The organism is Celeribacter ethanolicus (assembly GCF_002407265.1).
GTDB classification, from domain to species: domain Bacteria; phylum Pseudomonadota; class Alphaproteobacteria; order Rhodobacterales; family Rhodobacteraceae; genus Celeribacter; species Celeribacter ethanolicus.
Genome location: NZ_CP022196.1, coordinates 630,869 through 642,773 on the forward strand (window position 1 = coordinate 630,869; position 11,905 = coordinate 642,773).

Annotated in this window: 13 protein-coding genes; 3 read left to right on the plus strand and 10 right to left on the minus strand. The window is 61.2% G+C overall.

Translation table 11 applies throughout. The features are described 5' to 3' along the window. Nucleotides 1-47: 47 nt before the first annotated feature. Entirely contained in the window at nucleotides 48-866 is an 819-nt protein-coding gene (gene mazG / locus CEW89_RS03130) for a nucleoside triphosphate pyrophosphohydrolase (protein WP_096804876.1), read from the minus strand. Next, nucleotides 859-1,677, minus strand: coding sequence for an isocitrate lyase/PEP mutase family protein (locus tag CEW89_RS03135; RefSeq protein ID WP_096804877.1), 819 nt, complete (start codon nucleotides 1,675-1,677; stop codon nucleotides 859-861). Before CEW89_RS03135 ends, mazG begins: the two co-directional genes overlap by 8 nt. 192 nt (nucleotides 1,678-1,869) lie before the next feature. Here CEW89_RS03135 and cysS point away from each other — a divergent pair, with 192 nt between their 5' ends. The 3 genes from cysS (at nucleotide 1,870) to CEW89_RS03150 (ending at nucleotide 5,888) form a co-directional block, all read left to right on the plus strand. Then, nucleotides 1,870-3,357 (plus strand): cysteine--tRNA ligase, encoded by a 1,488-nt coding sequence (gene cysS, locus CEW89_RS03140; protein ID WP_096804878.1) that lies wholly within the window; start codon nucleotides 1,870-1,872, stop codon nucleotides 3,355-3,357. 126 nt (nucleotides 3,358-3,483) lie between these two features. Continuing rightward, nucleotides 3,484-5,109 carry a citramalate synthase gene (gene cimA, locus CEW89_RS03145; protein WP_096804879.1) on the plus strand — a complete coding sequence of 542 codons (1,626 nt, stop codon included), beginning with the start codon at nucleotides 3,484-3,486 and terminating at the stop codon, nucleotides 5,107-5,109. Then, nucleotides 5,109-5,888, plus strand: a complete 780-nt coding sequence (locus tag CEW89_RS03150; RefSeq protein WP_096804880.1) for a squalene/phytoene synthase family protein — start codon at nucleotides 5,109-5,111, stop codon at nucleotides 5,886-5,888. Before cimA ends, CEW89_RS03150 begins: the two co-directional genes overlap by 1 nt. Here the strand turns inward: CEW89_RS03150 and CEW89_RS03155 are convergent. The 8 genes from CEW89_RS03155 to CEW89_RS03190 all read right to left on the minus strand — a co-directional run bounded on the left by CEW89_RS03155 (nucleotide 5,861) and on the right by CEW89_RS03190 (nucleotide 11,782). Beyond that, a complete protein-coding gene (locus tag CEW89_RS03155; RefSeq protein ID WP_096804881.1) occupies nucleotides 5,861-6,094 on the minus strand; it encodes a ribbon-helix-helix domain-containing protein in 234 nt (77 codons plus the stop codon). The genes CEW89_RS03150 and CEW89_RS03155 overlap by 28 nt on opposite strands. Continuing rightward, entirely contained in the window at nucleotides 6,091-6,273 is a 183-nt protein-coding gene (locus CEW89_RS03160; RefSeq protein ID WP_066708233.1) for a DUF4169 family protein, read from the minus strand. The genes CEW89_RS03155 and CEW89_RS03160 overlap by 4 nt, the downstream gene beginning before the upstream one ends. A gap of 112 nt (nucleotides 6,274-6,385) precedes the next feature. Continuing rightward, nucleotides 6,386-7,780 carry a class II fumarate hydratase gene (gene fumC / locus CEW89_RS03165; RefSeq protein ID WP_066708231.1) on the minus strand — a complete coding sequence of 465 codons (1,395 nt, stop codon included), beginning with the start codon at nucleotides 7,778-7,780 and terminating at the stop codon, nucleotides 6,386-6,388. 120 nt (nucleotides 7,781-7,900) lie between these two features. Continuing rightward, nucleotides 7,901-8,458 carry a class I SAM-dependent methyltransferase gene (locus tag CEW89_RS03170; RefSeq protein ID WP_066708229.1) on the minus strand — a complete coding sequence of 186 codons (558 nt, stop codon included), beginning with the start codon at nucleotides 8,456-8,458 and terminating at the stop codon, nucleotides 7,901-7,903. Between the two features lie 136 nt (nucleotides 8,459-8,594). Further along, nucleotides 8,595-9,086, minus strand: a complete 492-nt coding sequence (locus CEW89_RS03175; protein ID WP_066708227.1) for an SspB family protein — start codon at nucleotides 9,084-9,086, stop codon at nucleotides 8,595-8,597. A gap of 61 nt (nucleotides 9,087-9,147) precedes the next feature. Further along, the gene (gene chrA, locus CEW89_RS03180) at nucleotides 9,148-10,413 is read right to left on the minus strand and encodes a chromate efflux transporter (protein WP_066708225.1); all 1,266 of its coding nucleotides are present in this window, start codon (nucleotides 10,411-10,413) and stop codon (nucleotides 9,148-9,150) included. A 64-nt stretch (nucleotides 10,414-10,477) separates the two neighbouring features. Further along, the gene (locus CEW89_RS03185) at nucleotides 10,478-11,239 is read right to left on the minus strand and encodes a phytochelatin synthase family protein (protein ID WP_066708223.1); all 762 of its coding nucleotides are present in this window, start codon (nucleotides 11,237-11,239) and stop codon (nucleotides 10,478-10,480) included. Nucleotides 11,240-11,356: 117 nt separating this feature from the next. Continuing rightward, nucleotides 11,357-11,782: an ester cyclase gene (locus tag CEW89_RS03190; protein WP_066708220.1), complete on the minus strand. Its 426-nt coding sequence runs from the start codon at nucleotides 11,780-11,782 to the stop codon at nucleotides 11,357-11,359. Nucleotides 11,783-11,905 lie beyond the last annotated feature (123 nt).

An 11,905-nucleotide genomic window follows, 5' to 3' on the forward strand; every position in this document is an offset into this window, starting at 1 on the left:
CAAAAACAATCAGGTCAATCGGGAAAGCTCTGCGCCATACATGTGGCTCACTCTCCACGCGCTTTCTCAGCCGCCTTCGCGGCATCCCAAAGCACATCCATTTCTGCCAGATCGCTCTCTTGCGGGGTCTTTCCCTTTGCATTGAGTGCGTCTTCCACTGTATTGAACCGGCGTGTGAATTTCGCATTGCAGGCGCGCAGGGCCTCTTCCGCGTCGACGCCCAGATGTCGCCCGAGATTGACCACGACAAACAGCAGATCGCCGAATTCCTCGAACACCTCGTCTTGCGTGAGCCTGTCGCGCGCCTCTTCAAGCTCGGCGGCTTCCTCACGGATCTTGTCGAGAACATGCGAGGTGTCCGGCCAGTCGAATCCCACCCGCGCGGCACGTTTTTGCAGCTTTTGCGCCCGCATCAGAGCCGGAAGGCCCATGGCCACACCGTCGAGTACCCGATGCTCACCGCGCCGGGCACGCTCCTTGGCCTTTTCGACCTCCCAATCCTTGGTTTGTTGCTCTGGCGATTTCTGATTGCTCTCATCCCCGAACACATGCGGATGGCGGGAAATCATTTTGGATGCAATGGTTTGCGCGACGTCGTGAAAGTTGAAGAGACCTTTGTCCGACGCGATTTGCGCCTGAAATACTGATTGGAACAACAAATCGCCCAGTTCGGATTTCAGATCTTCCATATCGCCGCGCGCGATGGCGTCGTCGACCTCATAGGCCTCCTCGATCGTGTAGGGCGAGATCGTCGCGAAATCCTGTTCGATGTCCCAGGGGCAGCCGCCCTCCGGGTCACGCAGGCGACGCATGATTTCCAAAAGCTGTTCAATGCCTTGCGGGACGTTGTGAATGGGATCACTCATGGTGGGCTCCTTTGGCGAGAAGCGCATCCACCCGGTCCGATCCGGCGGGGGTGCAGGTGGAAAAGACGCCTTGGCTCAGGATGTCTTCGGCGTTTGAGATTAGCCGTTCATGGATCGACCGCGCCAGCAAAGAGCCAAGCGAAATGCGCGCCACGCCGAGGGCGGCAAAATCGGCGCGGGTCAGGTTTTGGAGCGGGCCGACGGGCAGGGCGTTCACCGGTTTCTCGGTCGCCGCCACCACGGTTTTCAGATCGTCGATGGTGCCGGGACAGGGCACGTAGAGGCAATCCGCCCCCGCTGCGTCAAAGGCGCGGATGCGCCGCAGGGCCTCGTCCAGATCGTAATCGCCATTCATCACCCCGTCGGCGCGGGCCACCAAAACGAAATCACCAGGCAGGGCGCGGGCGGCGCTCACGGCGGCTTTGATGCAGTCGACCGCCAGATCAAACTCCCGCGCGCCTGCGTTGGGGAAGGCCGTGTCCTCGATGGAAATCCCAGACAATCCAGCCTCATAGGCCAGTTTTACGGTCCGTGCGACCTCATCGGGGTCATTGGAAAACCCGTTCTCGAAATCGCCAGAGACCGGCACGGAGACGGCGGCCACAAGGTCCTGGGCATGGGCCAGCGCCTCGTTGCGTGTGATCGTGCCGCCATCGGGGCGCCCGAGGGTAAAGGCCTGTGCCGCAGAGGAGGTGGCAATCGCCTGTGCGCCAAGTCCCGCCAGCACGCGCGCCGATCCGGCGTCCCAGGCATTGGCGAGGATGAAAGGCTGGCCGGGGCGGTGGAGGTCTCTGAAATCTGTCTGGGTCATAACCGTCACCCTGACCCTCACATGAGGGCTTTGCAAGGGCGAAAACCCGCGCTACAAAGGCCGCATGACCAACCGTGCCACCATCATTATTGGCTGCTGCATTATCCGCTGACATCGTCGCGCGGGTCCGGTCTCTTTTCACCTGAAATGGAAGCTGATAAGCCCGCCGGGGACACCCGAAGGGACAGGCTTATGACCATCAAGCTCACCAATTCGAAAACGCGCAAGAAAGAGATTTTCGAGCCGATCGACCCCAACAACGTGCGGATGTATGTCTGTGGCCCGACCGTTTACGACCGCGCCCATATCGGCAACGCGCGGCCTGTGATCGTCTTTGACGTGCTCTACCGGCTGTTGCGCCACGTCTACGGGCCGGAGCACGTCACCTATGTGCGCAATTTCACCGACGTGGATGACAAGATTAACGTGCGCGCGGCGGAGAGCGGGCGCTCGATCCGCGAGATCACCGATGAGACCACGCAATGGTATCTCGACGACATGCGTGCGGTGGGGGCGATGGACCCGGATCAAATGCCGCGGGCGACCGAATTTATCGGCGCGATGATCTCGATGATCGAAGGGCTGATTGCGAACGGCCACGCCTATGCTGCAGAGGGTCATGTGCTGTTTTCCGTCGAGAGCTATAAGGATTACGGCAAACTCTCGGGCCGCTCCATCGACGATATGATCGCCGGCGCCCGTGTCGAAGTGGCGCCCTACAAACGCAACCCGATGGATTTCGTGCTGTGGAAACCGTCCTCTGACGATCTCCCGGGCTGGGAGAGCCCATGGGGGAGAGGGCGTCCGGGCTGGCACATCGAATGCTCGGCGATGTCCTATGAATTGCTCGGCGAAACCTTCGACATCCACGGCGGCGGCAACGATTTGATGTTCCCGCACCACGAAAACGAGATCGCCCAAAGCTGCTGCGCCCATCCGCAGGGCGGCTTCGCGCGCTATTGGCTCCACAACGAGATGTTGCAGGTCGAAGGTAAGAAAATGTCCAAGTCCCTGGGCAATTTCTTCACCGTGCGGGATTTGCTGGATGGGCATGATGGGATGCCGGGTGTGCCGGGGGAAGTGATCCGCTTTGTGTTCCTCTCGACGCATTACCGCAAGCCGATGGACTGGACGGCGGAGAAGGCTCGAATTGCAGAAATTCAATTGACGAACTGGGCACAAGTAATCAGAGCTCACCCGTGGGCAATTGCAGAGAAAAATTTGAACCCAGAAAAGTTTAGCCAATCATGGGTTCCGGTCGATGTTTTGGCTGCTATCTCCGATGACTTAAATACTTCTCTTGCGATTAGCCAGTTGATCGCACTGTCCAAACCGGTATTGCCTGGATCCGGTTTTTTTGAACCTGATAGCGAAGAAGCCTCAAATATTCGCGGTCTCTTGGCTGGCTGTGATATCCTTGGAATTGATCTTGTAAAATATCTCGAGCGAATTCTTCTCAAAGAAAAAGAAACACAGGGTGACGGTCGCCTAGCGAAACTTGCCGACCATCTTTTCGCACTCCGTCAAGCGGCGATGGAAACCAAAGACTTCTCTGCCGTTGACGAGATGAAAACCGCGCTCTTGGACGCGGGGGTCGAGGTGCGCATGTCGAAAACCGGGGTCGAGTTGGAGCCGGGTCCGAATTTCGATGTGGCGAAGCTTGAGGGGCTGTTGTCATGAATGTCGTAAGAAGAACGCAGGTTTGCCCCCGGCACGAGGGTGGGGGCGCAATCGCCCCCGCCCTGGGGGGCGGGTCGGGGACGAACCGGGTCGCAAGCGTCCCGGTGAAAGAAAAGGAGGTCACCCATGTCTGACCGCCTCTACCTCTACGACACCACACTCCGAGACGGCCAACAAACCCAAGGTGTGCAATTTTCCACCGAGGAAAAGCACCTGATCGCCGACGCGCTCGACCATCTCGGCGTCGATTACATCGAGGGTGGCTGGCCCGGTGCCAATCCGACCGACAGCGACTTCTTCGCCGATGCGCCCAAGACGAAAGCCCGTTTCACCGCCTTCGGCATGACCAAACGCGCCGGGCGTTCCGCCGAGAATGACGAGGTGCTCGCGGGCGTGTTGAACGCGGGCACGGACTCCGTCTGTCTCGTCGGCAAGACCCATGATTTCCACGTCACCACGGCGCTCGGCATCACGCTTGAGGAAAACATCGAGAACATCGACAAATCCATCGCCCATCTGGTGGCGCAAGGCCGCGAGGCGCTTTTCGATGCCGAGCATTTCTTTGACGGCTACAAGGCCAACCCGGACTACGCGATCGCCTGTTGTCTGGCCGCCTATAAGGCGGGTGCGCGCTGGATCGTGCTCTGCGACACCAATGGCGGCGCGCTGCCCGGTGAGGTCTATCAGATCACGCTCAAAGTGATTGAGGCGGGCATTCCCGGCTCACATCTGGGCATTCACACCCATGACGACACCGGCAATGCCGTCGCCAACAGCCTCGCCGCCGTCAATGCGGGCGCGCGGCAAGTGCAGGGGACATTGAACGGCCTCGGCGAGCGCTGCGGCAATGCCAATTTGACGACGCTGATCCCGACATTCCTGTTGAAAGAGCCCTATAAATCGACGCTCGACACCGGCGTCACCGAAGAGGCGCTCCACAGCCTCGTCAAGACCTCGCGCATGCTCGACGACATCCTGAATCGCGTGCCGCTGCGCTCCGCGCCCTATGTCGGCGCCTCGGCCTTTGCGCATAAGGCGGGGCTGCATGCCTCGGCCATTCTCAAGGACCCGACCACCTACGAACACATCCCGCCCGAGACAGTCGGCAACGCCCGGATCGTGCCGATGTCCAATCAGGCAGGGCAGTCGAACCTGCGCTCGCGTCTGGCGGATATGGGGCTGGAGGTCTCGGAGCGGGCCGATCTCGGTCGCATTCTCGACCGGATCAAACAGCGCGAAAGCGAGGGCTATTCCTACGACACCGCGCAGGCCTCTTTCGAGCTTGAAGCCCGCCGCGAGCTGGGCCTCATGCCCGCGTTTTTCGAAGTCGAGCGCTACCGCGCCACGGTCGAACGCCGCCGGGATGCCAAAGGGCGTGAAATCCATCTCTCCGAGGTCACGGTGGTGGTCAATATCGGCGGAGAACGTCACCTGTCGGTGTCCGAAGGCATCATGGCTGACGGCAGCGATGGCGGGCCTGTGAATGCGCTCTCGAAAGCTTTGGTGAAAGATCTCGGCCCCTATTCCGACATGATCACCGACATGGAACTCGTTGATTTTAAAGTCCGTATCACCAATGGCGGCACCGAAGCTCGCACCCGTGTGATTATCGACCATGAGGACAGTCTTGGCCGTCGTTGGTCGACCGTGGGCGTGTCCTCAAACATCATAGATGCGTCTTTCGAGGCGCTTCTCGATGCGGTTCTGTGGAAACTTCTGCGCGACGGTGCGACCGCGCTCGGGGCCGAGTGATGTCGGTTCAGTCCTGCGCAGAGATCGTTCAAAAGGGCGATGAGGACCGGTTCCGCGCCACCATGGCGGCGCCTGTTGCCGCACGCGAGGTGTTGTTTCCGATTCATGCCTTTTGCCTTGAGGTCGCGAAGGCGCCTTGGGTGACGCAAGAAGCGATGATCGCCGAAATGCGGTTGCAGTTCTGGCGCGATGTCTTGCAGGAGAAAATCGACGGCAAGGCGCCGCGTGCGCATGAGGTTGCGGGGCCTTTGGCTGCGGTTCTGGACACGGCCTCAGCGCAGGCCTTGGATGCCACGGTCACCGCGCGGCAATGGGACATCTACCGCGATCCGCATGACGATGCGGCGGCGCTCAGGACCTATCTGCACAACAGCTACGCCATCCCGATGCACCTTGCATCCCGTCTGCTTGGTGCACCGGAAACCGCGGCCAAGGCGCTTAACGCTCTGGGCTACGCCGGCGGTTTGGCGCGCTATCTGATGGCCATTCCGGGGTTGCAATCGGCGGGGCGGATTCCTCTGGTCGATGGGCGCCCCGAGGCGGTGTCGGAGATGGCGAAAGAGGCGCTTGAGCAGGGCCGCTGGGGCGCGCAGCAATTGGGTAAACTGGGGAAAGCCGCTCGCGCGCCGATGATCGACGCGGTGCTGCTCTTGCCGGTGCTGAAACAGGCGGCGAAAGACCCAAGCGCGGTCTTACATGGACGTCTGGGTCAGGGGCCTGCCCGCAAATCCCTGCGGCTGGCGGTGGCGTCTCAGTCGCCGAGTTGGACTTTTTTCTGAGTGTAATCCAGAACATAGACCCGGATCGCGGAGGCCAGACCGCTGTCTACGCCGCGCAATTCGTCGATCTCGGCGGCCAGCACATTGATTGGCACATCGCGCTCCTTCGCAATGGCGCGAAAGGCGCGCCAGAACGGTTCTTCGAGGGACACGGAGGTGCGGTGACCGTGCAGCGTCAGCGAACGTTTGACGGGGCGACCACTCATTCCTTCTCCTCGCGCTCATGCGCGTCCAATGCTGCGTTCATTCTGGCTTTTTGCGCCTCTTCCAGCGTCTTCTGCGCCTTGGTGCGCCCGAATTTCACGGCATTCTCGTCACCCTGCGCGCGTTTCTCGGCGCGGGCTTTCCGTTTGCGAAACTGGTTCAGATTGGTGACTGTGCTCATGGGGTGGGATATTACCACACCTTGACCGAAGGGCAAGCAGTTTCATATCTCGTGCATCAGAAAAGGCGACCCGAGGGTCGCCTTTGTCGTCTGTACACATTGTCGGAGAGGCTCAGTCTTTCGGCCCGATCATCTGCTCCGGGCGGACCACGGCGTCAAAGGTCGCTTCGTCGACAAAGCCCAGCTTGATCGCTTCTTCCTTGAGCGTCGTGCCGTTCTTGTGCGCAGTCTTCGCAACTTTCGTGGCGTTGTCATAGCCGATGGTCGGCGCGAGAGCGGTCACCAGCATGAGCGACTCGTGCAGGAGTTTCTCGATGCGCGGTTCGTTGGCCTGAATGCCCACCACCATGTTGTCGGTGAAGGCGGAGGCGCTGTCACCCAGAAGCTGCATGGATTGCAGCACGTTGTAGGACATCATCGGGTTGTAGACGTTCAGCTCGAAGTGACCTTGCGAGCCCGCGAAACCGACAGCGGCGTCGTTGCCCATGACGTGGGCACAGACCATGGTCAGCGCTTCGGCCTGGGTCGGGTTCACCTTGCCCGGCATGATCGAGGAGCCCGGCTCGTTTTCCGGCAGGATCAGTTCGCCAAGGCCACAGCGCGGGCCGGAGCCCAGAAGACGCAGGTCGTTGGCGACTTTGAACAGCGAGGCGGCGATGGTTTTCAGCGCGCCGGAGAACATCACCATGGCGTCGTGGGCGGCGAGCGCTTCGAATTTGTTCGGCGCGGTCACGAAGGGCAGGCCGGTGATTTCGGCCATGTTTTTCGCGACGGCTTCCGCCCAGCCTTTTTTCGTGTTGAGACCGGTGCCGACGGCGGTGCCGCCTTGGGCCAACTCGTAGATCGCGGGCAGGCACATTTCGACGCGTTTGATGCCCATGCGGACCTGATGCGCGTAGCCGGAGAACTCCTGACCGAGCGTCAGCGGCGTTGCGTCCTGGGTATGGGTGCGGCCGATCTTGATGATGTCCTTGAAGGCCTCGGATTTGGCTTCGAGCGCTTCGGCCAGTTTCTTGAGACCCGGCAGCAGCACGTCACGCGCCTGCATGCCGATGGCGACATGCATCGCGGTCGGGAAGGTGTCGTTCGAGGACTGACCCATGTTGCAGTGATCGTTGGGGTGCACCGGATCTTTCGAGCCCATCACGCCGCCCAGCATTTCGATCGCGCGGTTGGAGATCACCTCGTTGGCGTTCATGTTGGACTGGGTGCCGGAACCGGTCTGCCAGACGACGAGCGGGAAGTTGTCGTCGAACTTGCCCGCGATCACCTCGTCTGCTGCGGCCACGATGGCGTCGCCCAGCTCTTTCGCCAGCTTGCCCTGCGCCATGTTCTCAAGCGCACAGGCTTTCTTCACCACGCCCAGAGCGCGGATGATCGGAACCGGTTGCTTTTCCCAGCCAATCGGGAAGTTCATGATGGAGCGCTGCGTCTGCGCGCCCCAGTATTTGTCGGAGGGAACTTCCAGCGGGCCGAAGCTGTCGGTTTCGGTACGGGTGGTGGTCATCGGGGGATCTCCCTAGCTCTGCCAATCAGTTGCCATGGCTATAGAGCCTCGCCTCGGCGCTTGCAATGTATACCGAAGCATACACGCCCCTGTTTGCGCTAAAATCCGACGCGCCGCCGCTCAACCCGGCTGGCGGCGATATTCGAATACCCGCGCGGGCGGCAGATTGGCCCAGACCGTGCCGCGTTTCACTGCCGAGAGGCCAAGCTCGGCCTGCATCGCGGGCGTCACTGGCGAGCTGTTGGCATAGGTGATCTGGGTGAAGAAGGCCCCCGGCGCCATGACCTCGAAAGCGCGACCGACGACGGCACGTTGCAGATCGGGGCGGGCGAGAACCGGCACACCGGAGATCACCGCGCCGACGCCCGTGAGCCCGATGTCACGGATGTCCTCGGCGGAGCGGTTGAGCACGGTTACTCCGGGAAATTTCTCGCGCAGGTCGTCGCAGAACCGCGGGTTCAGCTCCAGCAGCGTCAGCCGTTCGGGTGCCACGCCACGGGCGAGGATCGCTTTGGTGAACACGCCCGTGCCCGGGCCGATCTCGACCAGCGGGCCGGTGACCTTTTCGACGCCTGCGGTCATGAGACGTGCCGCGGCGGCAGAAGAGGGCGCGATGGCGCGCACCTCGTCGGGGTTGCGGATCATCTCTCCGAGAAATACGGCAAAATCGCGCGGCATGGGGGGCTCCTGTGCATCACCTCGTGTCAGAGGTGCGCGGAGCCTAGGCGCAAAACAAGAGGCCACACGAAGCTGTTACGTAAAATTCACGGAGATGTTTCGAAAGCGTCAGAAACCCGGCAAGACGGATGCGGGTTTATTTGCGAAACTTGTCGAGAGAGACGATTTCCGCCTCTTTCGGGCCAGCGGTTTTGCCGGTGTCGTCCTTCGGTTCGAAGGAGGTCACTTCCGCGTCATGCGGAATCTCGTCCTCGTCCATTTCCTCTACATCGTACTCCTGCGTCTCGAAGCGCAGGCCGAATTCGACGGAAGGGTCCACAAAGGTGCGGATCGCGTCATAGGGAATGTAGAGCGGTTCCGGGCTGTCGCCGAAATTCAGCGTGATCGCAAACCCGTCTTCGGAGACTTCGAGATTGTCGAACCAATGCTGGATGACGATGGTCATTTCCTCGGGATAGCGGTCCGACAGCCAGTCGGCCAGTTCCACATCCGGGTGCATGGTGTCGAAGGTGATGAAGAAATGATGTTCCCCCGGCAGGCCGTCGCGGGCCACGCCGTCCAGCACCTTGCGGATCAGACCGCGCATGGCGTCATGCATCAGGTTGCCGTAATCGATGGTTTTGGCCATCCTAGGGTCCTTTCTCTCATCCTGATTGCAGCATACGGGATTCTGCAGCCAAGGAAAGGGGTCACCGCACGCTTGCCGGAAGCCCAAGTCCGAGGCCCAGCCCGGCCAAGGCCACAAGGGCGATGGTGAGCATCAGCGAGCGTTTCAGGCCGAAGAGCAAAAGCGCTGCGAGTCCCGCGAGCACGGCTGCGAGCGGCTCGAATGTGGCCGGATCGGGCAGGGTGAGTCGCAACGCGTCGAGGCGGGTCTCGTTGACCCCAGTGAAAAACACATGCAGCGCGAACCACCATGACAGTGAGGCGATCACGCCCACGACGGCCGCTGTCACGGCCTTCAGTGCTGTGTCGATCCGGGGGCGGGAGGCCATCCAATCGATGTAAGGAGCGCCCGCGAAAATCCAGAGAAAACAGGGGATAAAGGTCACCCAAAGAGTCACGAGCGCGCCCGCCACACCACCAAGAATACCCAAGGGCGTGGCGGCCATATAGCCAACGAACTCGGTCACGAGGATCAGCGGGCCGGGGGTGGTTTCGGCCAGTCCCAACCCGTCGAGCATCGCCTCGGGCGCGAGCCAGGCTTTGGCCGTGACCACCTCTTGCGACATATAGGCCAAAACCGCATAGGCTCCGCCGAAGGTCACCACCGCGAGTTTCGAAAAGAACAGGCCGATGGCGAGCAGACGCTCCTGACCTGTGGCCCAGAGGAGCGCGAGCGGTGCGGCCCAGAGCGCGCCCCATGTGGCGAGCGTGCGGGGCAGGTGGGTGGTTTTGGGCGTGGGCAGGGGCTTGGGCATGCTGCGGGTCGTCAACGCCCCGACGAGGCCCGCGCCGAGCACGATCAGCGGAAACGGCACGGCAAATCCCGCGATCAGCACGAAAGCGGCCAGTGCCAGCACCTTGCGCAGCGGCGTCCCGAGCGCCTTGCGCGACAGCCGCACAAGTGCTTGCAGCACGACAATCACCACCGTGGCCTTGACGCCCAGAAACAGCGCTTCGGAGGCGGGCAGGTGGCCGTAGGCAGCATAAAGCGCTGCGAGCGCCAGCATCACCAGCGCACCGGGCAGGACGAAAAACAGCCCCGCGACGATGCCGCCCGACACGCCTTTGAGCCGCCAGCCGCAATAGGTCGCAAGCTGCATCGCCTCGGGGCCGGGCAGCATCATGCAAAACGAGAGTGCGGAGAGAAACCCGTCCTCCTCCATCCAGCGCCGGTCTTCCACAATTTCGCGGTGCATCACGGCGATCTGTGCCGCAGGCCCGCCGAAGGACAGGAGGCCGATGCGGGCAAAGCTTTTGAGGAAGTCGGAGAGGGGCGGCTGGGGCGTCATGGGGAGGGCGCTCGTGGCTGGTGTCCGTCCCGCCCTTGTTAGCCGCCCCGGCCGGTCAAGTCACTCAGTTTGCGGGGGCCAGACGAACAAAACCGCCGGTCTGACCTTCGAGAACGCCATGCTCGTCCGAAGTCGGTTTCAGCATCGCCTCCAGAAGCACCGGCGCCGGGGTCCAGTAGGGGATGTACCATTCCTGATCCACTTCGAGGATCAGAACCGCGTCCCTGGCGGCGTCATAGGCGCCGATCACCGAGACATGCGGCCCGTCCCAGTCGCCGGTCACCACGCCCTGGTTGAAATAGACCAGCATCGCATCCTCGGCGCTTTCCTCGTTGAGCATCAGCCAGTTGCGCAGGGTCGCAAGGCTTTCGGCGCTGTCGTCCGTCGGTTTAAACGTGCTGACCGCATAGCTGTCGAGACCGGCGACGGGCAGGGCCTCGGTCGCATAGGTCACAAGCTCGTCGAACATCACACCATCGCCGCCCTCGGCGGAAATCTCCGACCAATGGGCATCGCCCACGGCCTCGAGCAGATCCGGCTGGGTCATCACCGTATCCTCGGCATTGGCCGGAAGCCCCGCAAGCCCGTTGAGGGCGGCGGTGACGGAGGCAACGCCACAGGCAGAGGTGGTGAATTGCGGTTTCACGAATTCGGCAAAGGCCCAGTAGTCCGGCGCGGGCGCGGTTCTGAGATACTCGGTCGCTTCGGTGACGGGAATGGCGTTGGGGCCGAGTTTCGGCAGCGGCGCATCGTCCTGTGCGAGGGAGGCTTGGGCAAGGGAGAAGAGCAGGACCGCGGAGGTCAGCATCAGGTCAGTGGATTTCATGGGTCACCTGTAAGAGAAAACGGGCGATGCCATGGCCGAGTCGCACCACGGGCCCGTCCGTTTCACAGTCCGGCAAAGTTCTATGAAAGCAAGGAAAACCGTGTTTCAGGGGCTGGGTCAGGAGAAAGTTTCCCCGGCCAGCATCAATGCCACAGAATCTTTCGGAAGATTGCCCATCTGTTCGAAATAACTGACAAAATCGTAGCTGTTATGTGCCTCAATGATCTTGCCATGCTTGAGCCGCACCATGACCTGGCCGGAGATATGAATCGGCATCATGTCCTCGGCCTTCCGGGCGTGCAGCGTCATACGGGCCCAGACCTTGTCGCCGATTTCCATCGAATCCTCGAAGGTGATGCTGATGTCGCGCAATGCGTGGCGCACGGCGGGCACGAGGGTTTGGAAGTCCTCAAGCTGGGCCGCAAAATCGCTCATCAGCCCGGAGGCAAGTGCTTCCGTGTCGAAGAAATCGGCCACGGCGCTCAGATCGCCCTTTACCCATACCTTGTCATACCAGGCTTCCAGCAGCTCCATGCCGGTCATGAGACGGTCTCCTTCGGTCTTCACGTCTGGAACGATTTTGCGCTCAAAAGCTGAACGAAACCTTTCTGTTCGAGGGGAAAATACCGGAAAAAGAGAAATACATGTGTGGGTGTTACGTCAGTC

What these genes read in the sequence shown, in the direction of transcription:
- CEW89_RS03150 (WP_096804880.1), top strand. Translation starts at nt 5,109, where the DNA reads ATGTCGGTTCAGTCCTGCGCAGAGATCGTTCAAAAGGGCGATGAGGAC.
- CEW89_RS03160 (WP_066708233.1), bottom strand. Translation starts at nt 6,273, where the DNA reads ATGAGCACAGTCACCAATCTGAACCAGTTTCGCAAACGGAAAGCCCGC.
- cimA (WP_096804879.1), top strand. Translation starts at nt 3,484, where the DNA reads ATGTCTGACCGCCTCTACCTCTACGACACCACACTCCGAGACGGCCAA.
- CEW89_RS03175 (WP_066708227.1), bottom strand. Translation starts at nt 9,086, where the DNA reads ATGGCCAAAACCATCGATTACGGCAACCTGATGCATGACGCCATGCGC.
- chrA (WP_066708225.1), bottom strand. Translation starts at nt 10,413, where the DNA reads ATGACGCCCCAGCCGCCCCTCTCCGACTTCCTCAAAAGCTTTGCCCGC.
- CEW89_RS03135 (WP_096804877.1), bottom strand. Translation starts at nt 1,677, where the DNA reads ATGACCCAGACAGATTTCAGAGACCTCCACCGCCCCGGCCAGCCTTTC.
- CEW89_RS03190 (WP_066708220.1), bottom strand. Translation starts at nt 11,782, where the DNA reads ATGACCGGCATGGAGCTGCTGGAAGCCTGGTATGACAAGGTATGGGTA.
- CEW89_RS03185 (WP_066708223.1), bottom strand. Translation starts at nt 11,239, where the DNA reads ATGAAATCCACTGACCTGATGCTGACCTCCGCGGTCCTGCTCTTCTCC.
- fumC (WP_066708231.1), bottom strand. Translation starts at nt 7,780, where the DNA reads ATGACCACCACCCGTACCGAAACCGACAGCTTCGGCCCGCTGGAAGTT.
- mazG (WP_096804876.1), bottom strand. Translation starts at nt 866, where the DNA reads ATGAGTGATCCCATTCACAACGTCCCGCAAGGCATTGAACAGCTTTTG.
- CEW89_RS03170 (WP_066708229.1), bottom strand. Translation starts at nt 8,458, where the DNA reads ATGCCGCGCGATTTTGCCGTATTTCTCGGAGAGATGATCCGCAACCCC.
- cysS (WP_096804878.1), top strand. Translation starts at nt 1,870, where the DNA reads ATGACCATCAAGCTCACCAATTCGAAAACGCGCAAGAAAGAGATTTTC.
- CEW89_RS03155 (WP_096804881.1), bottom strand. Translation starts at nt 6,094, where the DNA reads ATGAGTGGTCGCCCCGTCAAACGTTCGCTGACGCTGCACGGTCACCGC.